Origin of the sequence: Streptomyces sp. NPDC032940 (assembly GCF_040636935.1) — a bacterium.
Classification (GTDB): domain Bacteria; phylum Actinomycetota; class Actinomycetes; order Streptomycetales; family Streptomycetaceae; genus Streptomyces.
The window spans coordinates 451,101-476,421 of record NZ_JBEZVJ010000001.1 but is presented as its reverse complement, the minus strand read 5'-3'; the positions used below and the strand labels follow the sequence as shown (position 1 = coordinate 476,421).

The 25,321-nt window shown below is 68.2% G+C and carries 38 protein-coding genes; 35 read left to right on the top strand and 3 right to left on the bottom strand.

Going from position 1 to position 25,321, the window contains the following annotated elements:
• Positions 1-72 precede the first annotated feature (72 nt).
• The gene (locus AB0E77_RS02225; protein ID WP_361564236.1) at positions 73-1,035 is read right to left on the bottom strand and encodes a YafY family protein; all 963 of its coding nucleotides are present in this window, start codon (positions 1,033-1,035) and stop codon (positions 73-75) included.
• A 74-nt stretch (positions 1,036-1,109) separates the two neighbouring features.
• Between AB0E77_RS02225 and AB0E77_RS02220 the strand changes: the two genes are divergently transcribed.
• Positions 1,110-1,502: a VOC family protein gene (locus AB0E77_RS02220; protein ID WP_361564234.1), complete on the top strand. Its 393-nt coding sequence runs from the start codon at positions 1,110-1,112 to the stop codon at positions 1,500-1,502.
• A gap of 427 nt (positions 1,503-1,929) precedes the next feature.
• On the opposite strand, the gene AB0E77_RS02215 is transcribed toward AB0E77_RS02220, so the two are convergent.
• Positions 1,930-2,361, bottom strand: coding sequence for an ATP-binding protein (locus AB0E77_RS02215; RefSeq protein ID WP_361564231.1), 432 nt, complete (start codon positions 2,359-2,361; stop codon positions 1,930-1,932).
• Positions 2,362-2,518: 157 nt separating this feature from the next.
• Between AB0E77_RS02215 and AB0E77_RS02210 the strand changes: the two genes are divergently transcribed.
• The 3 genes from AB0E77_RS02210 to AB0E77_RS02200 are packed head-to-tail and all read left to right on the top strand — an operon-like array spanning position 2,519 to position 3,811.
• Entirely contained in the window at positions 2,519-3,394 is an 876-nt protein-coding gene (locus AB0E77_RS02210; protein WP_361564228.1) for a helix-turn-helix transcriptional regulator, read from the top strand.
• Complete coding sequence (locus tag AB0E77_RS02205) at positions 3,391-3,600, top strand: DUF397 domain-containing protein (RefSeq protein WP_361564226.1); 210 nt, start codon at positions 3,391-3,393, stop codon at positions 3,598-3,600. Before AB0E77_RS02210 ends, AB0E77_RS02205 begins: the two co-directional genes overlap by 4 nt.
• A 7-nt stretch (positions 3,601-3,607) precedes the next feature.
• Entirely contained in the window at positions 3,608-3,811 is a 204-nt protein-coding gene (locus AB0E77_RS02200; RefSeq protein WP_361564223.1) for a DUF397 domain-containing protein, read from the top strand.
• Here AB0E77_RS02200 and AB0E77_RS02195 read toward each other — a convergent pair.
• Entirely contained in the window at positions 3,759-4,664 is a 906-nt protein-coding gene (locus AB0E77_RS02195) for a helix-turn-helix transcriptional regulator (RefSeq protein ID WP_361564220.1), read from the bottom strand. The genes AB0E77_RS02200 and AB0E77_RS02195 overlap by 53 nt on opposite strands.
• A 77-nt stretch (positions 4,665-4,741) precedes the next feature.
• Here AB0E77_RS02195 and AB0E77_RS02190 point away from each other — a divergent pair, with 77 nt between their 5' ends.
• The 31 genes from AB0E77_RS02190 (at position 4,742) to AB0E77_RS02040 (ending at position 25,305) form a co-directional block, all read left to right on the top strand.
• Positions 4,742-5,521, top strand: coding sequence for an SDR family oxidoreductase (locus AB0E77_RS02190; RefSeq protein WP_361564217.1), 780 nt, complete (start codon positions 4,742-4,744; stop codon positions 5,519-5,521).
• On the top strand, positions 5,521-5,730 hold the full coding sequence (locus AB0E77_RS02185) for a 4-oxalocrotonate tautomerase family protein (protein ID WP_361564214.1): 210 nt from the start codon (positions 5,521-5,523) through the stop codon (positions 5,728-5,730). The genes AB0E77_RS02190 and AB0E77_RS02185 overlap by 1 nt, the downstream gene beginning before the upstream one ends.
• A 249-nt stretch (positions 5,731-5,979) precedes the next feature.
• A complete protein-coding gene (gdhA, locus tag AB0E77_RS02180; protein ID WP_361564211.1) occupies positions 5,980-7,338 on the top strand; it encodes an NADP-specific glutamate dehydrogenase in 1,359 nt (452 codons plus the stop codon).
• 96 nt (positions 7,339-7,434) lie between these two features.
• Positions 7,435-8,649 (top strand): acyltransferase, encoded by a 1,215-nt coding sequence (locus AB0E77_RS02175; protein ID WP_361564208.1) that lies wholly within the window; start codon positions 7,435-7,437, stop codon positions 8,647-8,649.
• A gap of 90 nt (positions 8,650-8,739) precedes the next feature.
• Positions 8,740-9,072: a cupin domain-containing protein gene (locus AB0E77_RS02170; protein WP_361564204.1), complete on the top strand. Its 333-nt coding sequence runs from the start codon at positions 8,740-8,742 to the stop codon at positions 9,070-9,072.
• A 121-nt stretch (positions 9,073-9,193) separates the two neighbouring features.
• Positions 9,194-9,547, top strand: coding sequence for a hypothetical protein (locus tag AB0E77_RS02165; RefSeq protein ID WP_361564201.1), 354 nt, complete (start codon positions 9,194-9,196; stop codon positions 9,545-9,547).
• Positions 9,548-9,592: 45 nt separating this feature from the next.
• Positions 9,593-11,638: a hypothetical protein gene (locus tag AB0E77_RS02160; RefSeq protein ID WP_361564198.1), complete on the top strand. Its 2,046-nt coding sequence runs from the start codon at positions 9,593-9,595 to the stop codon at positions 11,636-11,638.
• The gene (locus AB0E77_RS02155; protein WP_361564196.1) at positions 11,635-12,177 is read left to right on the top strand and encodes a hypothetical protein; all 543 of its coding nucleotides are present in this window, start codon (positions 11,635-11,637) and stop codon (positions 12,175-12,177) included. The genes AB0E77_RS02160 and AB0E77_RS02155 overlap by 4 nt, the downstream gene beginning before the upstream one ends.
• Positions 12,178-13,178: 1,001 nt before the next feature.
• Complete coding sequence (gene rpsJ, locus AB0E77_RS02150) at positions 13,179-13,487, top strand: 30S ribosomal protein S10 (RefSeq protein ID WP_003948644.1); 309 nt, start codon at positions 13,179-13,181, stop codon at positions 13,485-13,487.
• Between the two features lie 18 nt (positions 13,488-13,505).
• Positions 13,506-14,150, top strand: a complete 645-nt coding sequence (gene rplC / locus AB0E77_RS02145) for a 50S ribosomal protein L3 (RefSeq protein ID WP_360972005.1) — start codon at positions 13,506-13,508, stop codon at positions 14,148-14,150.
• An 8-nt stretch (positions 14,151-14,158) separates the two neighbouring features.
• Entirely contained in the window at positions 14,159-14,815 is a 657-nt protein-coding gene (rplD, locus tag AB0E77_RS02140; protein WP_361564193.1) for a 50S ribosomal protein L4, read from the top strand.
• On the top strand, positions 14,815-15,234 hold the full coding sequence (gene rplW / locus AB0E77_RS02135) for a 50S ribosomal protein L23 (protein ID WP_161163020.1): 420 nt from the start codon (positions 14,815-14,817) through the stop codon (positions 15,232-15,234). Before rplD ends, rplW begins: the two co-directional genes overlap by 1 nt.
• Positions 15,235-15,272: 38 nt before the next feature.
• Entirely contained in the window at positions 15,273-16,109 is an 837-nt protein-coding gene (gene rplB, locus AB0E77_RS02130; RefSeq protein ID WP_003974264.1) for a 50S ribosomal protein L2, read from the top strand.
• A 12-nt stretch (positions 16,110-16,121) separates the two neighbouring features.
• Positions 16,122-16,403, top strand: coding sequence for a 30S ribosomal protein S19 (gene rpsS / locus AB0E77_RS02125; RefSeq protein WP_010036728.1), 282 nt, complete (start codon positions 16,122-16,124; stop codon positions 16,401-16,403).
• A 44-nt stretch (positions 16,404-16,447) separates the two neighbouring features.
• Entirely contained in the window at positions 16,448-16,795 is a 348-nt protein-coding gene (gene rplV / locus AB0E77_RS02120) for a 50S ribosomal protein L22 (protein ID WP_019329637.1), read from the top strand.
• Positions 16,795-17,625, top strand: coding sequence for a 30S ribosomal protein S3 (gene rpsC, locus AB0E77_RS02115; RefSeq protein ID WP_100569745.1), 831 nt, complete (start codon positions 16,795-16,797; stop codon positions 17,623-17,625). The genes rplV and rpsC overlap by 1 nt, the downstream gene beginning before the upstream one ends.
• A 5-nt stretch (positions 17,626-17,630) precedes the next feature.
• The gene (gene rplP / locus AB0E77_RS02110) at positions 17,631-18,050 is read left to right on the top strand and encodes a 50S ribosomal protein L16 (RefSeq protein WP_009190136.1); all 420 of its coding nucleotides are present in this window, start codon (positions 17,631-17,633) and stop codon (positions 18,048-18,050) included.
• The gene (gene rpmC, locus AB0E77_RS02105; RefSeq protein ID WP_005481220.1) at positions 18,050-18,274 is read left to right on the top strand and encodes a 50S ribosomal protein L29; all 225 of its coding nucleotides are present in this window, start codon (positions 18,050-18,052) and stop codon (positions 18,272-18,274) included. Before rplP ends, rpmC begins: the two co-directional genes overlap by 1 nt.
• Complete coding sequence (rpsQ, locus tag AB0E77_RS02100; protein WP_161163021.1) at positions 18,274-18,558, top strand: 30S ribosomal protein S17; 285 nt, start codon at positions 18,274-18,276, stop codon at positions 18,556-18,558. The genes rpmC and rpsQ overlap by 1 nt, the downstream gene beginning before the upstream one ends.
• A 247-nt stretch (positions 18,559-18,805) precedes the next feature.
• A complete protein-coding gene (gene rplN, locus AB0E77_RS02095; RefSeq protein WP_003998823.1) occupies positions 18,806-19,174 on the top strand; it encodes a 50S ribosomal protein L14 in 369 nt (122 codons plus the stop codon).
• A gap of 2 nt (positions 19,175-19,176) precedes the next feature.
• Positions 19,177-19,500, top strand: a complete 324-nt coding sequence (rplX, locus tag AB0E77_RS02090; RefSeq protein ID WP_003992365.1) for a 50S ribosomal protein L24 — start codon at positions 19,177-19,179, stop codon at positions 19,498-19,500.
• Positions 19,500-20,057 carry a 50S ribosomal protein L5 gene (gene rplE, locus AB0E77_RS02085; protein WP_019329632.1) on the top strand — a complete coding sequence of 186 codons (558 nt, stop codon included), beginning with the start codon at positions 19,500-19,502 and terminating at the stop codon, positions 20,055-20,057. The genes rplX and rplE overlap by 1 nt, the downstream gene beginning before the upstream one ends.
• Positions 20,058-20,062: 5 nt before the next feature.
• A complete protein-coding gene (locus AB0E77_RS02080; protein WP_003948630.1) occupies positions 20,063-20,248 on the top strand; it encodes a type Z 30S ribosomal protein S14 in 186 nt (61 codons plus the stop codon).
• 209 nt (positions 20,249-20,457) lie between these two features.
• Positions 20,458-20,856, top strand: a complete 399-nt coding sequence (rpsH, locus tag AB0E77_RS02075; protein WP_007384075.1) for a 30S ribosomal protein S8 — start codon at positions 20,458-20,460, stop codon at positions 20,854-20,856.
• Between the two features lie 24 nt (positions 20,857-20,880).
• Positions 20,881-21,420 (top strand): 50S ribosomal protein L6, encoded by a 540-nt coding sequence (gene rplF / locus AB0E77_RS02070; RefSeq protein WP_077796751.1) that lies wholly within the window; start codon positions 20,881-20,883, stop codon positions 21,418-21,420.
• Between the two features lie 3 nt (positions 21,421-21,423).
• Positions 21,424-21,807 (top strand): 50S ribosomal protein L18, encoded by a 384-nt coding sequence (gene rplR / locus AB0E77_RS02065; RefSeq protein WP_003974252.1) that lies wholly within the window; start codon positions 21,424-21,426, stop codon positions 21,805-21,807.
• 41 nt (positions 21,808-21,848) lie between these two features.
• On the top strand, positions 21,849-22,454 hold the full coding sequence (gene rpsE, locus AB0E77_RS02060) for a 30S ribosomal protein S5 (protein ID WP_019753099.1): 606 nt from the start codon (positions 21,849-21,851) through the stop codon (positions 22,452-22,454).
• Between the two features lie 2 nt (positions 22,455-22,456).
• A complete protein-coding gene (gene rpmD / locus AB0E77_RS02055) occupies positions 22,457-22,639 on the top strand; it encodes a 50S ribosomal protein L30 (protein WP_003974250.1) in 183 nt (60 codons plus the stop codon).
• Positions 22,640-22,641: 2 nt separating this feature from the next.
• Positions 22,642-23,097, top strand: coding sequence for a 50S ribosomal protein L15 (gene rplO, locus AB0E77_RS02050; RefSeq protein ID WP_023547373.1), 456 nt, complete (start codon positions 22,642-22,644; stop codon positions 23,095-23,097).
• Between the two features lie 241 nt (positions 23,098-23,338).
• On the top strand, positions 23,339-24,652 hold the full coding sequence (gene secY, locus AB0E77_RS02045; protein WP_361564190.1) for a preprotein translocase subunit SecY: 1,314 nt from the start codon (positions 23,339-23,341) through the stop codon (positions 24,650-24,652).
• Positions 24,652-25,305 (top strand): adenylate kinase, encoded by a 654-nt coding sequence (locus tag AB0E77_RS02040; RefSeq protein ID WP_361564187.1) that lies wholly within the window; start codon positions 24,652-24,654, stop codon positions 25,303-25,305. The genes secY and AB0E77_RS02040 overlap by 1 nt, the downstream gene beginning before the upstream one ends.
• The last annotated feature ends 16 nt before the right edge of the window (positions 25,306-25,321 follow it).

The following is a 25,321-nucleotide window of genomic DNA, read 5'->3' as shown; positions in this document are numbered from 1 at the left end:
GAGAGCTGTCCTTCCGGCGGGGCGGCCGGGCACCGCCCCGGCTGTCCGGGCACCCCGCCCGTCCGGGCGTGGTCAGGGCTCCGCGTCCGCGTTGTCCTCGAAGAGCTGCCGGGCGCGCCGTGCCAGCGCCTCGCGTACGGAGTCCGGTGCGAGGACGCGCAGGGGGGTGCCGAGGCCGAGCAGGTACCCGGCCAGCCGCTCGGCGTCGGGGCCGCCGAGCTCGACGACCGTGGCGTCGGGCCCGTCGGCGCGGTGGGTGCCGACGCCGGCCGGGACGATCCGCAGTGCCCGGTCGAGCGGCACCGGGAGGCGAACCGTCGCCCGCAGCGGGTAGGGACCGGTGGCGGTGTTGCGGGAGACGAGCAGCGCAGGGTCGGGCGGGTCGGCGATCTCCACCGGCCGCCCGGTGAGCTGGAGCCGCTGGACGCGGTCGGCCCGGAAGGTGCGCCAGCGGTCCCGTTCCACGTCGCGGGCCACGAAGTACCAGCGACGCCCGGTGTGGACCAGGCGGTACGGGTCGACGTCCCGGACGGTGGTCCGCCCCTCCCAGTCGCCGTACGAGAGCCTGGCCCGCTCGGCCCGGCGGCAGGCGACGGCCAGCTCGAGCAGCATGCCGGGCGGCACCTGCGGCTCGGTGGTCCTCGGGGTGTGGACGAAGGCGGCGTCCATGTCGCCCAGCCGGTCCGCGACCCGCCGGGGCAGCACCTGGCGCAGCTTCAGCAGCGCCGACAGGGCCGCCTGGTCACCGCCGAGCGCCCCGCTCAGCGCGGCCTCCCGCAGCCCGACGGCGACGGCGAGCGCCTCCTCGTCGTCCAGGATCAGCGGCGGCGTACGCGTCCCGGGACGCAGCCGGTAACCGCCCCAGGGGCCCGGGTCGGAGTCGACGGTGTACCCGAGCTCGCGCAGCCGGGCGATGTCCCGGCGCACCGTCCGCTCGGTGACCTCGATACGCGCGGCCAGCTCGCCGCATGTCCAGGCGGGACGGACGGCCAGCAGGGAGACCAGCCGCAGCAGGCGGGCGGAGGTGCTCAGCATGTCGCAGAAGTTTTCCACATGCCGGCGCACGACCAGGACCGAACCTGTCCTGGTCACGTCCTACGGTCTCTCCCATGACGACAACGCAGAACACCTCGGCACCGGCCTTCCGCTACTCGGCCGTCACCTTCGACTGCGCCGACCCCGCGGCGATGGCGCGCTTCTGGGGCGAGGTCCTCGGCCTCCCCGTCGCCTTCAGCACCGACGACTTCTGTCTCCTCGGCGGCAAGGACGGCGCGGCCGGCCTCGGCTTCAACCGCCTCCCCGACTACCGCCCGCCGACCTGGCCGGGCACCGGCCAGGAGAAGCAGGCCCACATCGACGTCGGCGTCGACGACCTGGACACGGGGGAGGCCCGCCTGCTCGCCCTGGGCGCCACGAAGCCGGAGTTCCAGCCGTCGCCGGACCGCTGGCGGGTGCTGCTGGACCCGGCGGGGCACCCGTTCTGCGTGTCCACGGTGGCGTGAGCCGGGCCGCCGCTGCCGGGCGGGGGGCTTACCGCGTCACCCGCTCTCGAAGATCGCCTCGGCGGTCGGCGCGGTGACGGCGCGGACGAGTCATGCCGCCGCCGTGACGACGTGGGCGGCGGGCAGGATCGGCGGCGGGAGCTGACTGGGCGCGCGGGGGCGCGCTAGGGTTTTGCGTATCCATCGGGAAGATGCTCTCTCTTCCTTGGTGGTCAGGCCCTCGCCATGGGATGGCAGTCCCCGCGGGGGCCGACCTTTTGGTGCTCAGGTGCGCTGAGCGCAAGGGAGTTGAGGGCCCGGAAATCCAGCTCAGCCGGTGATGTTCACCCGCCTGAGTGATGGCCCGCCTCGGGAGGAAGGGTGGGGCTTGGTCGGGTGCTTTCTCCCCGAGTTCTTTCCTTGGTAGGGCACCGGCGCCACCGGAGCCTCAGAACCCGGGTTCCGGTGGTGTGCAGCGCAGTTCGGCCCACACGGTCTTGCGCGGGAAGCGGCCCTCCGTCACGCCCCAGCGGTGCGCGAGCGCCTCGACGAGCAGCAGGCCACGGCCCGACTCCGCGTCGGGGTCCGGTGTCTGCGGGTGGGGCAGCCGCTCGGCGCGCGTGTCCGTCACCTCGATGCGCAGGGTGTCGCCGACGACGTACAGCGTGAGCCGGAAATCGCGGCCCGGGACGCGTCCGTGCCCCGCCGCGTTGCTCGCCAGCTCGGCGACGAGTTGGCGAGCCGGGTCGAGGGGGAGGCCCCAGCTCCGCAGCTGCTCCGTCGCGAGCAGCCGGGCGAGGCGGGCGCCGCGTGGCGTGGGGGAGAGCTGCACGCTGAAGTTGCGGACGGTCGTCGGGAGTTCGGCGGATTTCTGATTCACGTCACTCAGCGTGGCGATGCCTGCGTACCGTGAGAAGTGACTCGGCGGGTACGTACGGTGACTGTCCGGAGCTTGTCCGGTGTGTCCGGGGCTGTCGGGGCGGTCCGTGGGGGTAGGCCGCTGGTGCAATCGAGCGGGTACTACCGAGGGGCGCGGAATGACGGTCGAGGCGGAGGCGGGCCGGCTCAAGGGCGAGGCGGACGAACCGGGTTGGGAGGTCGACCCGGACGACGAGTGGGGCATCGCGGTCATCGCCACGGTGGGGCGGCAACTGAAGCTGCGCCGGGAGTCCGTAGGGATGCGGGCCGCCGAGTTCGGGGCGGCGATCGGGTACGGGGAGGACCTCGTCTACAAGGTCGAGGGCGGCAAGCGGATTCCCCGGCAGGAGTATCTGGACAGGGCCGACGAGGTGCTGGACGCGGGCGGACTCATCGCGGCCGCTTGGGAGGACGTGAAGAAGGTCCGGTATCCGAAGAAGGTGCGTGAGCTGGGCAAGCTGGAGGGCAAGGCGGTGGAGATCGGGGTGTACGAGTGCAACATCATCCCGGGCTTGTTGCAGACGCCGGATCACGTGGAGATCCTGATCCGTGCGGCACAACCCCCGTACTCACCGGACGACGTGCAGCGCATGGTGGCCGCTCGGCTGGCCCGGCAGTCGGTCTTCGAGCGCGACCCGGCGCCGTCCATCCACTTCGTGGTGGAAGAGGCCCCGCTCCGGCGGCAGGTTGGGGGCACAATGGTGTGGCAGCAGCAGCTCGAACACCTGCTGGAGGTGGGACGATTGAACTGCGTCACCCTCCAGGTCATGCCGACCAACACGGAAGCTCATCCGGGCCTGGACGGCCGGATCGAGCTGCTGAAGTTCCCGGACGGGACGGCGGTGGGCCGCGCCGACGGCCTCTTCAGCGGGAGGCCTGTTTCGGACCCGAAACAACTGCGCATCCTAGAGCTGCAATATGGCACGATCCGGGCGCAGGCCCTCCCGCCGAGGGAGTCACTGGCCTTCATCGAGAGACTGCTGGGAGAGACATGATGCGCAAGGCCCTCGCCGGGGACGCCTCCGAACTGGCGTGGTTCAAGAGCAGCTACAGCGGTGGTACTAACGGCGAGTCCTGCGTTGAGATCGCCACGACCCCCGGCACCATCCACGTCCGTGACTCCAAGCACCAGCCGAGTGCAGGCCCGCGTCTCGCTCTCGCGCCGACGGCCTGGGCATCGTTCGTCTCGTACGTCCGATAGGAGAGCCATGAACCGCAAGGCCCCCGCCGAGCTGGCGTGGTTCAAGAGCAGCTACAGCAGCGGCAACAACGGTGAGTCCTGCGTCGAGGTCGCGAAGACCCCCGGCACCATCCACATCCGCGACTCCAAGTACACCGACGACGGCCCCCGCCTCGCCCTCACCCCTGACGCCTGGGCGAGCTTCCTGCCGTACGCGTCGCGGCGTCGCTGACGACCTCCTGCGTGCCGACGACCGCCAGCAGGTCCAGTAGCCCCGCGCTCTCCGTACCCACCGCCGGGGTGAACCAGAGCAGCCGCTGGCGGCCGTCCTCGCTGAACAGGTTGAGGCAGTTGACCTCGATCACGCCCAGCGTGGCGTGGACGATGCGTTTGCGGTCGTCGCGTCGGAAGGCCACGTCGTGGTCGGCCCACAGCGCGGCGAACTCGGGGGAGACGTCGAGCAGCGTGCGGATCATCGTGCCGGCCTCCGCGTCCTTCGCGTCCCGGCGTGCCGCCGCGGCCCGCAGGTCGGCGACGAAGGCCCGGGACTGGCTCGCGTGGTCGCCCTCGGGATGCAGGCGCCGGGCCTCGGGCTCGGTGAACCACCGGTACACGAAGCTGGCCCTGGGGCCCCGGAAACCGCTCTGGTCCCCGACCAGCGCCACGGCCAGCGGATTCTGTACGAGGGTGACGTGCAGGTCGGTGATCACCTGTGCCGGGGTCGAGGCCAGGCGGCCGAGCAGGTCGAGCATGCCGGGGTGGACGTGCGAGGCGGCCCCGCCCTGCACGGGCACCGGCCGGTCGGCGAGGCGGTACAGATAGTCCCGCTCGTCGGCGGACAGCCGCAGCGCCCGGGCCAGCGCGGCGATCATCTGCTCGGACGGCTGCGAACCGGCCCCCCGCTCCAGCTCGTTGTAGTAGTCCACCGACGCCCCGGCGAGCTGTGCGACCTCCTCGCGGCGCAGCCCCGGCACCCGGCGCCGCGGACCCGCCGGGAGGCCCACGTCGGCCGGGCGGATGCGCTCCCGCCGCGACCGCAGGAACGCTCCCAGCTCGGCGTACTTCACGGCGCTCATGCCGTCCATTCTGCGCCGGGCCGGGCCGGTGACCCAGGGGATGGCGTCCCCTGGTTGCGCGAGCCGCCACCCCGCATCGTGGAGTCATGACCACGAACACGAGCACGAACACGAACGAGAACCCCGCAGGCCCTGCCGCCGTACGGGTCGCCGTCGTCACCGGCGGATCCCGCGGCATCGGCCGCGCGGTGTCCGAGAAGCTCGCGCGGGACGGCCTGGCCGTCGTCGTGAACTACGCCCGCGACGCGGCCTCCGCGGAGGAGACCGTCGCGGCGATCACCGCGGCCGGGGGTCGGGCGATCGCCGTACCGGCCGACGTGGCGGAGGAGAAGGAGGTCGCCGCGCTGTTCGACCGGGCGGAGGAGGAGTTCGGCGGCGTCGACGTGGTGGTGAACTCGGCCGGCCGGATGACCCTGTCGACCATCGCCGACCTGGACCTGGCGGCGCTGGACGCCATGCACCGCACCAACATCCGCGGCACCTTCGTCGTCGCCCGGCAGGCGGCGCGGCGACTGCGGGCGGGGGGCTCCTTCGTGGGGTTCTCGACGTCCGTGGTCGGCACACAGTTCCCGACCTACGGGGCGTACGCGGCGAGCAAGGGCGCCGTGGAGGCGATGACCCTGATCATGGCGCGTGAGCTGCGCGGCCGGGACATCACGGTGAACGCCGTGGCACCCGGGCCCACGGCCACGGACATGTTCCTGGAGGGCAAGACCACCGAGCAGATCGACCAGCTCGCCAAGACCCCGCCGCTGGAGCGCCTCGGCACCCCGCAGGACATCGCCGCCGTGGTCGCCTTCCTCAGCAGCCCCGCAGGCCACTGGGTCAACGGCCAGGTCCTGCGCGCCAACGGAGGGATGATCTGATGCCGTTCGCCCACTTCAAGGTCCCCGCGGGCACCCTCACCGCCGAGGACAAGCGGAAGCTCGTCGCACGCACCACCGACCTGTACGCGGAGATCTACGGCGAGCGGGCCCGCCCCACGACCGTCGTCCTGGTGGACGAGGTCGCCGACGGGGGCTGGGGCGTCGCTGGGAACGTCCTCACGGCGGCCATGCTCAACGGGGAGACGTGACGCGTGCGGCCGTGGGCCGCCTCGGTCCCGTACATCCACCGCGAACCGGTATGCGGCGTTTCGGTCTCACATAGTGGTCGGGGCACAGACCGGACACTGGTCGGGGTGTTTACATGCGCGTAACACTTAGGTGTCCCCGCGCGCGGCAACGGCGCCGAGCGCCCTTCACCGGACCGGGCCGGAGTAACGTCGGCCGCCCCTCCCGGCGCCTCCCGGGTCCCGGTGTCAGCCGTGCCAGAAAGGGCTTCCGTGACGACGCGATCCGAATCGAAGACTACGCTCGACCACCTGCTCGCCGAGATCGAGCACCGCAACCCGGCCCAGCCGGAGTTCCACCAGGCCGTCCACGAGGTGCTGGAGACACTGGCGCCCGTCGTCGCGGCCCGGCCGGAGTACGCGGAGCCCGGTCTCATCGAGCGGCTGTGCGAGCCGGAGCGGCAGGTCATCTTCCGTGTGCCGTGGCAGGACGACCAGGGGCGCGTCCAGGTCAACCGCGGCTTCCGGGTGGAGTTCAACAGCGCGCTCGGCCCGTACAAGGGCGGTCTGCGCTTCCACCCCTCCGTGAACCTGGGCGTCATCAAGTTCCTGGGCTTCGAGCAGATCTTCAAGAACGCCCTGACCGGCCTCGGTATCGGCGGCGGCAAGGGCGGCAGCGACTTCGACCCGCACGGGCGCAGCGACGCCGAGGTCATGCGGTTCTGCCAGTCCTTCATGACGGAGCTGTACCGGCACATCGGCGAGCACACGGACGTCCCCGCGGGCGACATCGGCGTCGGCGGCCGGGAGATCGGCTACCTCTTCGGCCAGTACCGCCGGATCACCAACCGCTGGGAGGCCGGCGTCCTCACCGGCAAGGGCGCGAACTGGGGCGGCTCGCTGATCCGCCCGGAGGCGACGGGCTACGGCAACGTGCTCTTCGCGGCGGCGATGCTGCGCGAGCGCGGTGAGGACCTGGAGGGCCAGACGGCGGTCGTGTCGGGCTCGGGCAACGTGGCGATCTACACGATCGAGAAGCTGGCCGCGCTGGGCGCCAACGCGGTGACCTGCTCGGACTCCTCCGGCTACGTGGTCGACGAGAAGGGCATCGACCTCGACCTGCTCAAGCAGGTCAAGGAGGTCGAGCGCGGCCGCGTCGACACGTACGCCGAGCGGCGGGGCTCCTCGGCGCGCTTCGTGCCCGGCGGGCGGGTCTGGGAGGTCCCGGCCGACATCGCGCTGCCGTCGGCCACGCAGAACGAGCTGGACGAGAACGACGCCGCCGCGCTGATCCGCAACGGCGTCAAGGCGGTCTCCGAGGGCGCCAACATGCCGACCACGCCCGAGGCCGTCCACCTCCTCCAGCGCGCCGGCGTCGCCTTCGGCCCCGGCAAGGCGGCCAACGCGGGCGGCGTCGCGGTCAGCGCGCTGGAGATGGCCCAGAACCACGCCCGTACGTCGTGGTCGGCGAAGCGCGTCGAGGACGAGCTGACGCACATCATGAACGACATCCACACCACCTGCCACGAGACCGCCGAGCGCTACGGCGCCCCGGGTGACTACGTGACCGGTGCCAACATCGCCGGCTTCGAGCGCGTCGCCGACGCGATGCTCGCCCAGGGCGTCATCTGACGTACGGGTGAACACGCCGCCAACGCCGGACGGGGCGTTGGCGGCGAGTCGTCGAAAGCACTTCCGCACGTGGGACGGCTGTTCTTTTCTGGGCGGATGGTGCATGCGGCGGACAAGGGAACACCGATGGTCGAGCGGGCGGCGAGACGCGTCGCGGGGCGGACGAGGCAACCGCTCCCGCCGCTCACCGTGACGGTGCCGGGCCCTGCCGCCGCGCAGCCGACACCGGCCGCTCGCCCCGGCGGCCGCCTGTACGTCGTCGACGGCATCCGGCTGCTCGCCGCGCTGATGGTGGCCGCGCACCACTACGCCGGGACCTGGCGGGCCGACCGCCCCGGCAACCCGATCTGGGGGCGGCCGGTCTCCGAGATCATGCCGACGGTGTTCCGCTTCGCCTCGTACGGGTGGATCGGCGTCGAGATCTTCTTCGTGATCAGCGGCTTCGTGATCTGCATGTCGTGCTGGGGGCGCACGCCGCGCCAGTTCTTCGTCTCCCGCGTGATCCGGCTCTACCCGGCGTACTGGTTCGCGGTCCTCTTCACCACGGCCGTCCTGATCGCCGTACCGGGGGTGTGGGAACGCCTGCGCCTGCGCGAGATCCTCCTGAACCTGACGATGCTCCAGTCCGGCTCGGGCGTGCCCAACGTCGACGGCGTCTACTGGACCCTCTGGTCCGAACTGCGCTTCTACCTCCTCTTCCTCGTCGTGGTCGCGATGGGGCTGACGTACCGCAGGGTGGTCCTGTTCTGCTGCCTGTGGGGCGCGGCGGCGATGCTCGCGCCCATCGCCCGCCTGCCGCTGCTGGAGCTGATCGCCAACCCGGACGGTGCCTGGTACTTCATCGCGGGCCTCGCCCTCTACCTCATGCACCGCTTCGGCCAGGACCTCCTGCTGTGGGGCATCCTCGCGATGGCGTGGCTCATGGGACAGCTGGAGCTCGGCAACCGCATCGCGGAGATCGAGCACGTGTCGGGCTGGCGGGGGAGCGTGCTGATCTTCACGGCCTTCCTGCTCTTCATGGTCGCCGTGGCGCTCGGGTACACGGACCGCGTCCGCTGGAAGTGGCTGGTCACGGCGGGCGCGATGACATACCCCCTGTACCTGGTCCACTACGCCGCCGGCACGGCCCTCATCAACCGCCTCCACGACACCATGGACCCCCGCCTCCTCGTGGCCACGGTCATCACGGCCTTCCTCCTCCTGAGCTACGCCGTCCACCGCTGCGTGGAACGCCCGCTGTCCCGCCTCCTGAAGCAGGGCCTGAACACGTCCTTCGCCCGCATGCGCAACGCGGGGGCCGGGGCGCACTAGTGCTCCTCGCCAGTGCCTCGGGGTGATCCCGACGGGACGTGGCCCGGTCGGCCCTGCCGTCGCACGGCGTCGGCGGCCAGACTGGCGGGCATGCGGAAACTCTCCCTCGACGCGCTTGCCCGTGAGCACCTCGAACGTGCCGCCACCGCGACCAGTGGCCGCAGCGCCACCACGATCCACGGCGGCCACGAACACGTCCTGCGCCAGACCCTGCTCGCCCTCACCGCCGGCACCTCCCTCGCCGAGCACGAGAACCCCGGCGAGGCGACCCTCCAGGTACTGCACGGCCGGGTGCGCCTCACCAGCGGCGACACGTCCTGGGAGGGCAGGGACGGCGACCTCATCCTCATCCCACCGGCCCGCCACAGCCTGGAGGCCCTGGAGAACGCGGCGGTGCTGCTGACGGTGGCAAGGGCGGAGTGACCGGGTTGTCACCCTCGGTGATCGTGAGCTATCGTCACCCTCTGTGACGACAGGTGTGCGAGCGCCTGTCCTCTGGGGGAGGTGGATCGTCGTGAGTGGTGGGCCCGGTGGTGCGGGGCCGGTGGGCGGAGGACGGCCGGACCTGGCCTCCACGCCCGCCGAGAAGGCGGCTGCCGTGAAGGCGATCGAGGAGCACATCCAGCCCGACACCGCCAAGGCCGGCGCGTGGGCGGACGAGGACACCGGGAGCGCGGTCAAGGCGTTCGCCGCCAAGGACGGGGACGGCTGGGCCACCTCCGGGGCGCTGAAGAAGGCCCACGAGACCTGGGGCGGGCAGGTGAAGAACCTGATGGACCGGCTCGACGCGGAGAAGGGCGCGCTGCGTGGCGTCGGCACGATCCTGCAGAGCACGGACTACGGGGTAGGAGCGCAGACCGCGAAGATCCGGCCGCCGTCCGCGCTGGACCGGCTCTGAGGCGCGAGGCAGGGGAACGGACGGATGCCGACGTACCACGAGATCATGACCACCGACCTGGGCACGCTCACCACGGCCGCCGACCGGTGGGACGGCATGGCGGGCGAGTTCGCCAAGCAGGAGAAGGCCTACAGCCGGGATGTGCACGGCATCTCCATGGGCACCAGCTGGGTGGGACTGAGCGCCGACGCGGCCAACCGGCGATTCGACGTCACCCTCAAGGAGTTCCAGTACGCGCAGACGGAGGCCAAAGCGGTGGCCGGACTGCTGCGCGACGCGCACACACAGTTGGTCGAACTGCGCGGTCGGCTCAAGACGGCCCGGCAGGAAGCCGTCGACGCAGGCATGACGGTTTCCGAGCAGGGGCACGTGAGCCTGGACATCGAGCGGCTGACGGACGCCGAACGCAGAACGCTGCGCCACGATCCGGGGTGGCAGGAGGCCGTCCAGTCGTGGCAGGACCGCGTCGACAAGGCGGTGCGGGATGTCACGGACGCGGACACCGGCGTGCAGATCGCTCTTCAGGCCGTCGTGATCGACTCCAGCGTCATCGCCGGGGGCAAGGGTTTCAACGGCGAGGCGAAGAGCGACATCGAGACGTACGAGGGCGAAGCGGCGGAGAAGGCGCTGGAGAGGCTCCGAGCGGGCGGCCGCCTTTCCGACAAGGAGATCGCTGAACTGGAGCGGACCTTCCGCGACAACAGCGACGACCCGGCGTTCTCGCGGACCCTCCTGGACGGCCTGGGCGCCGAGGGCACCCTCAAGCTGACGAACGAGCTGAACGACCTCATCCACGCACGGGACGGCGACCGCGCGGCCCGCTACGCGACGATCGAGACGGGCTTGGCCAACGCACTGGCCTCGGCGACGAAGGACACGTCGTCTGCGTGGTACCAGGGCTGGCGCGACGACATGCGCGAGGCGGGCGTGGAGCGGTACGGCACGGACGCGCAGGGAGCCCGCCTGGACAAGGCCATCGGCTACCAGTCATTGGTCACGCTGATGCAGAAAGGGCACGGATACTCGGCGGACATGCTCGGTGACCTCACCGACGACATGATCGCGGCGGAGATGAGGGAGCCGGGTATCTGGCGGCTGAAGGGGGAGTACGCCGGTGCGCACGACGGCTGGTTCGCCAACGACCCGGTGGACGGCATGCTCGGGATCATGAGCCGTGACCCCGACGCGGCAGCGGCGTATCTCGGTTCCGACGAGAAGATGCAGTACCTGGTGAAGGACCGGGACTGGAACGTCACACTGCACGAGCGCGAGGGCGCGAAGGTCGGCACGTACACGCCCGGCGTGGACGGCGACAACAGGGCCGGCTTCGGCGCGGCGCTCCAGGCAGCGGCGACGGGAATCGACCCGTCGGACGAGAACGCACGGTACGTGGAGCACACGAAGCAGAACGACAAGGTCTTCAGGTCGGCCCTTACGTCCCTGGCCGCCCAGGGAGACGACTTCCCTCCGTCCTTGCGGGAGCCGATGGCGAACGTCCTGGTCAATCATGGGGCAACGGTGCACAGGGCGATGAGTGAAATCGAGGTCGCGGGGTCACCCTTGGATCAGGCCGACCTTTTCCAGGTCACCAAGCAGATCTCCAAAGATCAGGACGCCTACAACACGCTGAACGGCGGACTGAACCAGGCCATGGTGGCCAACATCCACGAAACCGGCCAGCCAAGCTCTACGGAGTCACTCACCCGGGCCGGACGAACGGTGGGCTTCTTGGAGGAGGCCCGCTCCCAGGCGCAAGGCGAGCCCGAGGTCGCGGAATTCACGGCGAAACCGCTTATCGACGAAGCGATCAGCTACATTCCGGTTGTCAGTGACAAGGTGCAGCAAGGGGTGGACTATGTCACGGACAGGTGGCTGGAGGACGAGCAAAAGAGACTCGACGACCACAGAATCGAGAGCAACATCGAGACCGCTGAAGTGCGAAACAGGCAGCTCATGGCACTTGCGGACGAATGGCAGGCGGTGCACGGAGGCGAAGTCGAGACCACATACGACGCGCAGGACGCCATCGACACCGCAGCGGGTCGTGGTGGCGCGAAGGGCATGGACGTGTCAGGTGGTGGTCCGAGATGACGGGAAGAATGCCGTCGAGAAGACGCAAGGCGGCTCTGGTTCTGGGGCTTGCCCTTCTGGCGGTGTCCTGTGGGAGCAGGGAGAAGCCCGAGCGGCCTGAGCAGATCTGTGGCACTCCGGTTGACTGGAAGCTCGTTGATCCTCTGGCCGATTTCCCTGAAGGCGTTCACGAGTACAGTCGGGTGGATCGCTCCGAACTCGTCTCCGCCCCCTGCGTACTTTCCTCCGGAGATGAGCGAATGATGGAATTCCATTTCTACTGGACATCGGACACGCCCGGATTCGCTCAACGGTCCAAATTTGATCCGGTCTTCACGGATGTAGTGGAGTGGCGTAAAGCGAATATCGGAGATGAAGCCATCGTGGGCAGGAACGGCGCTATCGCCAGCACCTCATGCAAAACTGCCCGCGGTAATCACTTCACGCTCAAGTTGCACTTGCCGCAGGCGAGTATCCTCGACGAGGGAAATCGTGCGGAAGTAGATGCTTTCATGCGCGCCTACTTCCCAGCCACGGTCAAGACTCTGAAGTGCGGGTGACCTGCGCACGTCATCGACTGGGGAGCGATTCTCGTCTCCCTGTGTGTGGGTGTTCTCGCCCGCATGGGCTGGAGGGCGTGGAGAGCGAAGACGGCCAAAGAGCGGCAGGGCCATCATGAGCGAGCTCGCCGGTGACGTGACTTCGCGGTGACACCCAGTGATGGATGAGGCTCTGTCGGCGCCGAGAGTGTCCGATCAGGTGGTGTCCTCCCCTGTTCCGGCGATCGGCTTCGGGGGACCGGACATCCTCTCCAGGCGCGACAGGAGCTTTGCGTAGACCGTGGTGGCCGCCGCCACGACTGTGGTGATCGGCGACAGGGCGAGGACGCCGAGCAGGGTCGGCTACTCGCGGAGTTCACTCGCGCAGGTGCCGTCCCGGTTCTCGTACGGGGTGATCACGGGGCCCTCGCAGGGGCGGGATGCCGTCGTAGGTCTCCGGGCCGTAGGAGGAGAGCAGCAGGATCCACGCGATGGACCACTTGTCCGCGCGGCCCGCGGCCCGCGCCGTCTACGTCGTGGTCCCCGTCGCCGTCGCTGCCGTCTTGCCCCTGTGCCCGAATGTCCGGTCATGTCCCGCACCGCGCCCTCGCCCGGCGGGCCGTAGTTTGACCGAAGTCGCCTTCGGGGTATTCTCTCCGGCTCGATTGGCCAGGCCCCTGCCCCGTATGGCAGACTAGCCGAGTTGCTCGGTCGAGTGCCGATGCTGCGCGCCTCCCGCCGGGAGGACCGGAAGCGAGTCCCACAGTACTCGTCGTCCCTGATCAGGGGCGGACGTACGGGAATCTTCCGGGAAGTGTCAGCGGGGTGCAGACCAGGCACCCGGTGGGCCTCTCGCCCCCGCCCGCGGTTCCGGAAGGGCCCGCACTCCCCCAGCAGGGAAGTCTCCGAAAAGGGACATCTGTGTCAGCGGGAGCGCGACACGCCCGACCGCGTGGGTCGGAGGTGAGGGTAGGAACACCGGGTTCCAGAGCGTTTTCGAGAGACAGGACTACGAAGTAGCCATGGCGGGACAGAAGATCCGCATCCGGCTCAAGGCCTACGACCACGAGGTCATCGACTCCTCGGCGAAGAAGATCGTCGAGACGGTGACGCGTACTGGTGCGTCGGTCGCGGGCCCGGTGCCGCTGCCCACTGAGAAGAACGTGTACTGCGTCATCAAGTCGCCGCACAAGTACAAGGACTCGCGCGAGCACTTCGAGATGCGCACGCACAAGCGCCTGATCGACATCCTCGACCCGACCCCCAAGACCGTTGACTCTCTGATGCGACTCGACCTCCCGGCCGGTGTCGACATCGAGATCAAGCTCTGAGGCCGGTGATCTGAAGAGATGGCAAAGCAGATCAAGGGCATCCTGGGCGAGAAGCTCGGCATGACGCAGGTGTGGGACGAGAACAACCGTGTTGTTCCCGTCACCGTCGTCAAGGCCGGGCCCAACGTCGTCACCCAGGTCCGTACGAACGACGTCGACGGCTACGAGTCCGTCCAGATCGCCTTCGGCGAGATCGACCCGCGCAAGGTGAACAAGCCCCTCAAGGGCCACTTCGCCAAGGCCGACGTCACCCCCCGCCGCCACCTTGTCGAGATCCGCACCGCGGACGCCGCCGAGTACACCCTGGGCCAGGAGATCACCGCTGAGGTGTTCGAGTCCGGTGTCAAGGTCGACGTGACCGGCAAGAGCAAGGGCAAGGGCTTCGCCGGTGTCATGAAGCGTCACAACTTCAAGGGCCTCGGCGCCGGTCACGGCACCCAGCGCAAGCACCGCTCTCCCGGTTCCATCGGTGGCTGCGCCACCCCGGGCCGCGTGTTCAAGGGCCTCCGCATGGCCGGCCGCATGGGCAACGAGCGGGTCACCACCCAGAACCTGACCGTCCACGCCGTTGACGCGGAGAAGGGTCTGCTGCTCATCAAGGGCGCGGTTCCCGGTCCGAACGGCGGCCTCGTCCTGGTCCGCACCGCGGCCAAGGGGGCCTGAGGTAACCGATGAGCACTGTTGACATCCTTTCGCCGGCGGGCGACAAGGCCGGTACCGTCGAGCTCCCCGCGGAGATCTTCGGCGTTGAGAAGGTCAGCGTCCCGCTGATCCACCAGGTCGTCGTCGCGCAGCTGGCCGCTGCCCGCCAGGGCACGCACAAGACCAAGACGCGTGGCGAGGTCCGCGGTGGCGGCAAGAAGCCGTACCGCCAGAAGGGCACCGGCCGCGCCCGTCAGGGTTCGACCCGCGCCCCGCAGTTCGCCGGTGGTGGCGTCGTGCACGGTCCCGTGCCGCGCGACTACTCGCAGCGGACCCCGAAGAAGATGAAGGCCGCGGCCCTGCGCCACGCCCTCACCGACCGGGCCCGCCACAACCGCATCCACGTCGTCACCGGCGTGATCGAGGGCGAGAACCCGTCCACGAAGGCCGCCCGCACGCTGTTCGGCAAGATCTCGGAGCGCAAGAACCTGCTCCTGGTCGCCGACCGCTCCGACGAGGCCGCGTGGCTGTCCGCCCGCAACCTGCCCCAGATCCACATTCTGGAGCCGGGCCAGCTGAACACGTACGACGTTCTCGTCTCGGACGACGTGGTCTTCACCCAGGCCGCTTTCGAGTCCTTCGTGTCTGGCCCCAAGGCCGCTGACACCGAAGGGAGCGAGGCCTGATGGCTACGCGTCACCCGAGCATCGCCTCGAAGGCCGCCAAGGCGGCCAAGGCCGCGCGCGTCGCCAAGGCGCGTCGCCACGAGGCCGAGGGCAAGAACACCGTCGTCACCCCGGCGAGCAAGGCGTTCACGGACCCCCGTGACGTGCTGCTCAAGCCGGTCGTGTCCGAGAAGAGCTACGCGCTCCTCGACGAGAACAAGTACACGTTCATCGTCGCGCCGGGCTCCAACAAGACCCAGATCAAGGAGGCCGTCCAGGCGGTCTTCTCGGTCAAGGTCACCGGGGTCAACACGATCAACCGCCAGGGCAAGCGGAAGCGGACCCGCACGGGCTTCGGCAAGCGTGCCGACAGCAAGCGCGCGATCGTGACCCTCGCCGAGGGCGACCGTATCGACATCTTCGGCGGTCCGACCGCGTAAGCGGGTCGGATCGTCCGATATCGGACGAGGACTGAGAAATGGGAATCCGCAAGTACAAGCCGACTACGCCGGGCCGCCGTGGCTCCAGCGTCGCCGACTTCGTCGAGGTCACGCGGTCCACGCCGGAGAAGTCGCTGGTCCGCCCGCTGCACAGCAAGGGCGGCCGTAACAACGCCGGTCGTGTGACCGTTCGCCACCAGGGTGGCGGACACAAGCGCGCCTACCGCGTGATCGACTTCCGTCGTCACGACAAGGACGGCGTGCCGGCGAAGGTCGCGCACATCGAGTACGACCCCAACCGCACCGCGCGCATCGCGCTGCTGCACTACGCCGACGGCGAGAAGCGCTACATCCTCGCCCCGCGCAACCTGCAGCAGGGTGACCGCGTCGAGAACGGTCCCGGGGCCGACATCAAGCCGGGCAACAACCTGGCCCTCCGCAACATCCCGGTCGGTACCACGATCCACGCGATCGAGCTCCGTCCCGGTGGCGGTGCCAAGTTCGCCCGCTCCGCCGGTGCCTCCGTGCAGCTGCTCGCGAAGGAGGGCACGATGGCCCACCTCCGCATGCCCTCCGGTGAGATCCGCCTGGTCGACCAGCGCTGCCGCGCCACGGTCGGCGAGGTCGGCAACGCCGAGCAGAGCAACATCAACTGGGGCAAGGCCGGCCGTAAGCGGTGGCTGGGCGTTCGCCCGACCGTCCGTGGTGTGGTCATGAACCCGGTGGACCACCCGCACGGTGGTGGTGAGGGCCGGACCTCCGGTGGTCGTCACCCCGTGTCCCCCTGGGGCAAGAAGGAAGGCCGTACTCGTTCGCCCAAGAAGGCGTCGAACAAGTACATCGTCCGCCGCCGCAAGACGAACAAGAAGCGCTAAGGACGGGTTGAGATGCCTCGTAGCTTGAAGAAGGGACCCTTCGTCGACGACCACCTCATCAAGAAGGTGGACGCCCAGAACGAAGCCGGTACCAAGAACGTCATCAAGACCTGGTCCCGTCGCTCGATGATCGTCCCGGCGATGCTCGGCCACACGATCGCGGTGCACAACGGCAAGACCCACATCCCGGTGTTTGTCACCGAGTCCATGGTCGGCCACAAGCTCGGCGAGTTCTCGCCGACGCGCACCTTCCGGGGTCACGTCAAGGACGACCGGAAGTCGAAGCGCCGCTAGTCAGCGGGGTGTGAAAGACCATGACAAACACTGAAGGGACAACCATGGAAGCCAGGGCCCAGGCGCGGTACATCCGCGTCACGCCCATGAAGGCCCGCCGCGTGGTGGACCTCATCCGTGGCATGGACGCCACGGAGGCTCAGGCGGTCCTGCGTTTCGCCCCGCAGGCCGCGAGCGTGCCGGTGGGCAAGGTGCTGGACAGCGCCATTGCCAACGCCGCGCACAACTACGACCACACCGACGCCGACAGCCTCTACATCTCCGAGGCCTACGTCGACGAGGGCCCGACCCTGAAGCGGTTCCGTCCGCGCGCCCAGGGCCGCGCCTACCGGATCCGCAAGCGGACCAGCCACATCACCGTGGTCGTCAGCAGCAAGGAAGGAACCCGGTAATGGGCCAGAAGGTTAACCCGCATGGGTTCCGGCTCGGTGTCACGACCGACTTCAAGTCGCGTTGGTACGCCGACAAGCTGTACAAGGACTACGTCAAGGAAGACGTCGCCATCCGTCGGATGATGACGTCCGGCATGGAGCGCGCCGGCATCTCGAAGGTGGAGATCGAGCGCACCCGTGACCGCGTGCGTGTGGACATCCACACCGCTCGTCCGGGCATCGTCATCGGCCGCCGCGGCGCCGAGGCCGACCGCATCCGCGGTGACCTCGAGAAGCTGACGGGCAAGCAGGTCCAGCTGAACATCCTCGAGGTCAAGAACCCCGAGACGGACGCTCAGCTCGTGGCCCAGGCCGTCGCCGAGCAGCTCTCCTCCCGCGTCTCCTTCCGCCGTGCCATGCGCAAGAGCATGCAGTCGGCGATGAAGGCCGGCGCCAAGGGCATCAAGATCCAGTGCGGTGGCCGCCTCGGTGGCGCCGAGATGTCCCGCTCGGAGTTCTACCGCGAGGGCCGCGTGCCCCTGCACACGCTCCGCGCGAACGTGGACTACGGCTTCTTCGAGGCCAAGACGACCTTCGGCCGCATCGGTGTGAAGGTCTGGATCTACAAGGGCGACGTCAAGAACATCGCCGAGGTCCGCGCCGAGAACGCTGCCGCCCGTGCGGGTAACCGCCCGGCCCGCGGTGGCGCCGACCGCCCGGCCCGTGGTGGCCGCGGTGGCGAGCGGCGCGGTCGCAAGCCGCAGCAGCAGTCGGCTCCGGCCGCCGAGGCCCCCAAGGCCGACGCGCCCGCCGCTGCCGCTCCGGCTGAGAGCACCGGAACGGAGGCCTGACCGAAATGCTGATCCCCCGTAGGGTCAAGCACCGCAAGCAGCACCACCCGAAGCGCAACGGTATGTCCAAGGGTGGAACGCAGGTTGCGTTCGGCGAGTACGGCATCCAGGCGCTGACCCCGGCCTACGTCACGAACCGCCAGATCGAGGCGGCTCGTATCGCGATGACCCGTCACATCAAGCGTGGCGGCAAGGTCTGGATCAACATCTACCCGGACCGTCCGCTCACCAAGAAGCCGGCCGAGACCCGCATGGGTTCCGGTAAGGGTTCTCCGGAGTGGTGGATCGCCAACGTCAAGCCCGGACGTGTGATGTTCGAGCTGTCGTACCCCAACGAGAAGATCGCCCGTGAGGCGCTGACCCGTGCGGCCCACAAGCTGCCGATGAAGTGCCGGATCGTCAAGCGCGAGGCAGGTGAAGCGTGATGTCGGCCGGTACCAAGGCGTCCGAGCTGCGCGAACTGGGTGACGAGGAGCTGCTGAACAAGCTCCGCGAAGCCAAGGAAGAGCTGTTCAACCTCCGCTTCCAGGCGGCGACGGGTCAGCTCGAGAACCACGGCCGGCTCAAGGCCGTCCGTAAGGACATCGCGCGGATCTACACCCTGATGCGTGAGCGCGAGCTGGGCATCGAGACGGTGGAGAGCGCCTGATGAGCGAGAGCAACGTGACTGAGAACACCGAGGCACGCGGATTCCGCAAGACCCGTGAGGGTCTGGTCGTCAGCGACAAGATGGACAAGACCGTCGTCGTCGCCGTCGAGGACCGCGTCAAGCACGCGCTGTACGGCAAGGTCATCCGCCGTACCAACAAGCTCAAGGCTCACGACGAGCAGAACGCCGCGGGTGTCGGCGACCGCGTCCTCCTCATGGAGACCCGGCCGCTGTCCGCGACGAAGCGCTGGCGCGTCGTCGAGGTCCTCGAGAAGGCCAAGTAATTCCCTGCGGGGTCACCCCCGCAGGCCGGCGCCGCCCCCGGCGTGGGGTCCGTGGAACGACTCACGGACCCCCGCCGGGACCACTCGGCCGAGGAGCGCAGGACATGCACGCTGCCGCGTGCGCGACGTGCGCGGGTCTCGGCCGGGGGCGGCCACGTAATTCCTGCGGGGACCATCCGCAGGGGAGTTCCGCCAGGCTCTCCGGGCTCACCCCCGGAGGGAACCGGCAGACAAACAGGAGATAGACGTGATCCAGCAGGAGTCGCGACTGCGTGTCGCCGACAACACGGGTGCGAAGGAGATCCTCTGCATCCGTGTGCTCGGTGGCTCCGGTCGCCGCTACGCGGGTATCGGTGACGTCATCGTCGCCACCGTCAAGGACGCGATCCCCGGTGGCAACGTGAAGAAGGGTGACGTCGTCAAGGCGGTCATCGTTCGCACCGTCAAGGAGCGCCGCCGTCCGGACGGCTCGTACATCCGCTTCGACGAGAACGCCGCCGTCATTCTGAAGAACGACGGCGACCCTCGTGGCACCCGTATCTTCGGCCCGGTGGGCCGTGAGCTGCGCGAGAAGAAGTTCATGAAGATCATCTCCCTCGCGCCGGAGGTGCTGTGAGCATGAAGATCAAGAAGGGCGACCTGGTCCAGGTCATCACCGGTAAGGACAAGGGCAAGCAGGGCAAGGTCATCGCGGCCTTCCCCCGCGAGGACCGTGTCCTGGTCGAGGGTGTCAACCGGGTCAAGAAGCACACCAAGGCCGGGCCGACCGCTCGCGGTTCGCAGGCCGGCGGCATCGTGACCACCGAGGCCCCGATCCACGTCTCCAACGTCCAGCTGGTCGTGGAGAAGGACGGCAACAAGGTCGTCACGCGCGTCGGTTACCGCTTCGACGACGAGGGCAACAAGATCCGCGTTGCCAAGCGGACGGGTGAGGACATCTGATGGCTACCACCACGACTCCGCGTCTGAAGACGAAGTACCGCGAGGAGATCGCGGGCAAGCTGCGTGAGGAGTTCTCCTACGAGAACGTCATGCAGGTTCCCGGCCTCGTCAAGATCGTGGTCAACATGGGTGTGGGCGACGCCGCCCGCGACTCCAAGCTGATCGAGGGCGCCATCCGCGACCTCACCACGATCACCGGTCAGAAGCCGGCCGTCACCAAGGCCCGCAAGTCCATCGCGCAGTTCAAGCTGCGTGAGGGCCAGCCGATCGGTGCCCACGTCACGCTCCGTGGCGACCGCATGTGGGAGTTCCTGGACCGCACCCTGTCGCTCGCGCTGCCGCGCATCCGCGACTTCCGCGGCCTGTCCCCCAAGCAGTTCGACGGCCGTGGCAACTACACCTTCGGTCTCACGGAGCAGGTCATGTTCCACGAGATCGACCAGGACAAGATCGACCGTGTCCGGGGTATGGACATCACCGTGGTCACCACGGCGACCAACGACGCTGAGGGCCGCGCGCTCCTTCGTCACCTCGGCTTCCCGTTCAAGGAGGCGTGAGCGAGATGGCGAAGAAGGCTCTGATCGCTAAGGCTGCTCGCAAGCCCAAGTTCGGTGTGCGTGGCTACACCCGCTGCCAGCGCTGTGGCCGCCCGCACTCCGTCTACCGCAAGTTCGGCCTGTGCCGCGTGTGCCTTCGTGAGATGGCTCACCGTGGCGAGCTGCCGGGCGTGACCAAGAGCTCCTGGTAATCCGGTAATTCCGGGTTATTCAGACTCTCGGTAAGCATCTGGGTCGGCAGGGGCCCACCTCCGCATGCCTTAGGCTTGTGGGGTTGGGCGTCTGCCGCCCGTACGACTTACTACGCCGTAGGTCCACCGCGCCGCACCCGTCCCGTCTCGGATCGGGGAGAGGGATGGCGCACCAGGAAACCCCGGCGAGAGAGGCCGAAGGCCAATTCATGACCATGACTGATCCGATCGCAGACATGCTTACGCGTCTGCGGAACGCGAACTCGGCGTACCACGACTCCGTGACGATGCCGGCGTCCAAGATCAAGTCTCACATCGCGGAGATCCTCCAGCAGGAGGGCTTCATCACGGGCTGGAAGGTCGAGGACGCCGAGGTCGGCAAGAACCTCGTCCTCGAGCTGAAGTTCGGCCCGAACCGTGAGCGCTCCATCGCGGGCATCAAGCGGATCTCCAAGCCCGGTCTCCGGGTGTACGCGAAGTCCACCAACCTGCCCAAGGTGCTGGGCGGCCTCGGCGTGGCGATCATCTCCACGTCGCACGGGCTCCTCACCGACAAGCAGGCCGGCAAGAAGGGCGTGGGTGGGGAAGTCCTCGCCTACGTCTGGTAGCGGAAGGGAACGGAGGAAACAGCTATGTCGCGCATCGGCAAGCTCCCCATCGCGGTTCCCGCCGGCGTGGACGTCACCATCGACGGCCGTACGGTCGCGGTCAAGGGCCCCAAGGGCACGCTGACCCACACCATCGTCGCGCCGATCGACATCGCCAAGGGTGAGGACGGCGTTCTGAACGTCACCCGCCCCAACGACGAGCGTCAGAGCAAGGCCCTGCACGGCCTGTCCCGCACGCTGGTGGCGAACATGATCACCGGCGTGACCCAGGGTTACGTGAAGAAGCTCGAGATCAGCGGTGTCGGTTACCGCGTGGTCGCCAAGGGTTCGAACCTGGAGTTCTCCCTCGGTTACAGCCACCCGATCACGGTCGAGGCCCCCGAGGGCATCACCTTCAAGGTGGAGTCCCCGACCCGTTTCTCGGTCGAGGGCATCGACAAGCAGAAGGTCGGCGAGGTTGCGGCCAACATCCGCAAGCTGCGCAAGCCCGACCCGTACAAGGCCAAGGGCGTCAAGTACGAGGGCGAAGTCATCCGCCGCAAGGTCGGAAAGGCGGGTAAGTAAGCCATGGCATACGGGCAGAAGATCCTCAAGGGCGACGCCTACAAGCGCGCCGCGATCAAGCGCCGCCACATCCGGATTCGCAAGAATCTCTCGGGTACGGCGGAGCGTCCCCGTCTGGTCGTTACTCGCTCGAACCGCCACATCGTGGCCCAGGTGATCGACGACATCAAGGGTCACACCCTTGCGTCGGCGTCCACCCTGGACACCTCGATCCGCGGCGGCGAGGCCGACAAGTCGGCGCAGGCCAAGCAGGTCGGCGCCCTGGTCGCCGAGCGCGCCAAGGCCGCCGGTGTCGAGGCCGTCGTGTTCGACCGTGGTGGCAACCAGTACGCCGGGCGCATCGCCGCTCTGGCGGACGCCGCCCGCGAAGCCGGACTGAAGTTCTGAGCCGGTTCCGTAGCTAGCGGAAAAAGAGAGAGGTAATTCCAATGGCTGGACCCCAGCGCCGCGGAAGCGGTGCCGGTGGCGGCGAGCGGCGGGACCGGAAGGGCCGTGACGGCGGCGCAGCTGCCGCCGAGAAGACCGCTTACGTTGAGCGCGTCGTCGCGATCAACCGCGTCGCCAAGGTTGTGAAGGGTGGTCGTCGCTTCAGCTTCACCGCGCTGGTCGTGGTGGGCGACGGTGACGGCACCGTGGGCGTCGGATACGGCAAGGCCAAGGAGGTGCCGGCCGCCATCGCCAAGGGCGTTGAGGAGGCCAAGAAGCACTTCTTCAAGGTCCCCCGCATCCAGGGCACCATCCCGCACCCCATCCAGGGTGAGAAGGCTGCCGGCGTCGTGCTGCTCAAGCCCGCGTCCCCGGGTACCGGTGTTATCGCCGGTGGTCCGGTGCGTGCCGTGCTCGAGTGCGCCGGTATCCACGACGTGCTGTCGAAGTCGCTCGGCTCCGACAACGCCATCAACATCGTGCACGCGACCGTGGAGGCCCTCAAGGGCCTGCAGCGTCCCGAGGAGATCGCGGCTCGCCGTGGTCTGCCCCTCGAGGACGTCGCTCCCGCGGCTCTTCTCCGTGCGCGTGCCGGGGCGGGTGCGTAATCATGGCGCAGCTCAAGATTACGCAGGTCAAGTCCTACATCGGCAGCAAGCAGAACCACCGTGACACCCTGCGCTCCCTTGGTCTCAAGGGCATCAACACGCAGGTCGTCAAGGAGGACCGCCCCGAGTTCCGCGGCATGGTGCACACCGTCCGCCACCTCGTGACGGTCGAGGAGGTCGACTGATCATGGCGGAGCAGAACCCGCTCAAGATCCACAACCTCCGTCCCGCCCCGGGCGCCAAGACCGCGAAGACCCGTGTCGGTCGTGGTGAGGCGTCGAAGGGTAAGACGGCCGGTCGTGGTACCAAGGGTACGAAGGCCCGTTACCAGGTTCCGGAGCGCTTCGAGGGTGGCCAGATGCCCCTCCACATGCGTCTTCCGAAGCTGAAGGGCTTCAAGAACCCGTTCAAGACCGAGTTCCAGGTCGTGAACCTCGACAAGCTGGCCGCGCTGTACCCCGAGGGTGGCGAGGTCACCGTCGAGGGCCTCGTGGCCAAGGGTGCCGTTCGCAAGAACAGCCTCGTCAAGGTCCTCGGCCAGGGCGAGATCTCCGTGGCGCTGCAGGTGACGGTCGACGCCGTCTCCGGCTCCGCCAAGGAGAAGATCACCGCCGCCGGCGGTACCGTCACCGAGCTCGTCTGAGTCATTCAGGCGTCCCGATGACCTGAACGATCCCGACCGGGGATACTCCACAAAAGGGGTATCCCCGGTTGGTCGTTCCAAGGGCAGTGGTCCCGCCGGTAAGGTGGCCTGCGCTGCCCTCTTTCACGGGTGCCACACATGGGGCACCCTGAGCGGCAGTTGACCGTTATCCCCTAAGTCGTCAGTCGAACCTCAAGACCGTCACCCTTGACGCAGTAGCGCGGGGGTCGCAGGAGGCACCGTGCTCACCGCGTTCGCCCGGGCGTTCAAGACGCCCGACCTGCGCAAGAAGCTGCTCTTCACGCTCGGCATCATCGTGGTGTACCGGCTCGGTACCCACATCCCGATTCCCGGCGTCGACTACAAGAGCGTCCAGGAGTGTGTGGACCAGGCGTCCGGCAACCAGGGCCTCTTCGGTCTCGTCAACATGTTCAGCGGTGGCGCCCTGCTGCAGATCACGGTCTTCGCGCTCGGCATCATGCCGTACATCACGGCGAGCATCATCCTTCAGCTGCTGACCGTGGTGATCCCGCGCCTGGAAGCCCTCAAGAAGGAGGGCCAGGCGGGTACGGCGAAGATCACGCAGTACACGCGTTACCTGACCATCGCGCTCGCCATCCTGCAGGGCACCGGCCTGGTGGCCACCGCCCGCAGCGGCGCCCTGTTCTCGGGCTGCACCGTGGCCGGCCAGATCGTTCCGGACCGCTCGATCTTCACCACCGTCGTCATGGTCATCTGCATGACCGCCGGTACGGCCGTCGTGATGTGGCTCGGTGAGCTCGTCACCGACCGCGGCATCGGCAACGGCATGTCGATCCTGATGTTCATCTCGATCGCCGCGACCTTCCCGTCCGCGCTGTGGGCCATCAAGACGTCGGGCGACCTGGCGGGCGGCTGGATCGAGTTCGGCACCGTCATCCTGGTCGGCCTGGTCATGGTCGGCCTCGTGGTCTTCGTCGAGCAGGCCCAGCGCCGCATTCCGGTCCAGTACGCGAAGCGCATGATCGGTCGCCGTTCCTACGGCGGCACGTCGACGTACATCCCGCTCAAGGTGAACCAGGCGGGTGTGATTCCCGTCATCTTCGCCTCGTCGCTGCTCTACATCCCGGCGCTGATCGTCCAGTTCTCCAACTCGACGGCGGGCTGGGCCACCTGGATCACGAAGAACCTCGCGGACACGGCGGCCACGCCGCACATCGTCCTGTACTTCTTCCTGATCGTGTTCTTCGCCTTCTTCTACGTGGCTATCTCGTTCAACCCCGAGGAAGTCGCCGACAACATGAAGAAGTATGGTGGCTTCATCCCGGGCATCCGGGCTGGCCGACCGACCGCTGAGTATCTGAGCTACGTACTCAACCGGATCACCTGGCCGGGTTCGCTGTACCTGGGTCTGATCGCTCTCGTCCCGACAATGGCGTTGGCTGGTTTCGGGGCAAACCAGAACTTCCCGTTCGGCGGTACCAGCATCCTCATCATCGTGGGTGTCGGTCTCGAGACGGTGAAGCAGATCGAGAGCCAGCTCCAGCAGCGCAATTACGAAGGGTTCCTCCGCTGATGCGAATCGTCCTCGTCGGGCCGCCGGGTGCCGGAAAGGGAACGCAGGCCACCCGCCTTGCCGAGACGCTGCACATTCCGCACATCTCCACGGGCGACCTGTTCCGCGCGAACATCAGCCGGCAGACCGAGCTGGGCAAGCTCGCCAAGTCCTACATGGACGCCGGCAACCTCGTACCGGACGAGGTCACCATCGCCATGGCGAAGGACCGGATGGAGCAGCCCGACGCCGAGGGCGGCTTCCTGCTCGACGGTTTCCCGCGCAACGTCTCGCAGGCCGAGGCGCTGGACGAGCTCCTCGAGACCGAGAACATGAAGCTCGACGCGGTGCTGGACCTCGAGGCCCCCGAGGACGAGGTCGTGAAGCGGATCGCCGGCCGGCGCGTCTGCCGCAACGACTCGGCGCACGTCTTCCACGTGACGTACACGCCGCCGAAGAAGGAAGGCGTCTGCGACGTCTGCGGCGGCGAGCTGTACCAGCGGGACGACGACTCCGAGGAGACGGTCCGCAAGCGGCTCGAGGTCTACCACACGCAGACCGAGCCGATCATCGACTACTACAAGTCGCAGGGCCTGGTCGTGACGATCTCCGCGATGGGTCCGGTGAGTGAGGTCACCGGGCGTGCGCTGGAGGCGTTGAAGCGCGACAAGTAGTTCTTCGCATGGCTGC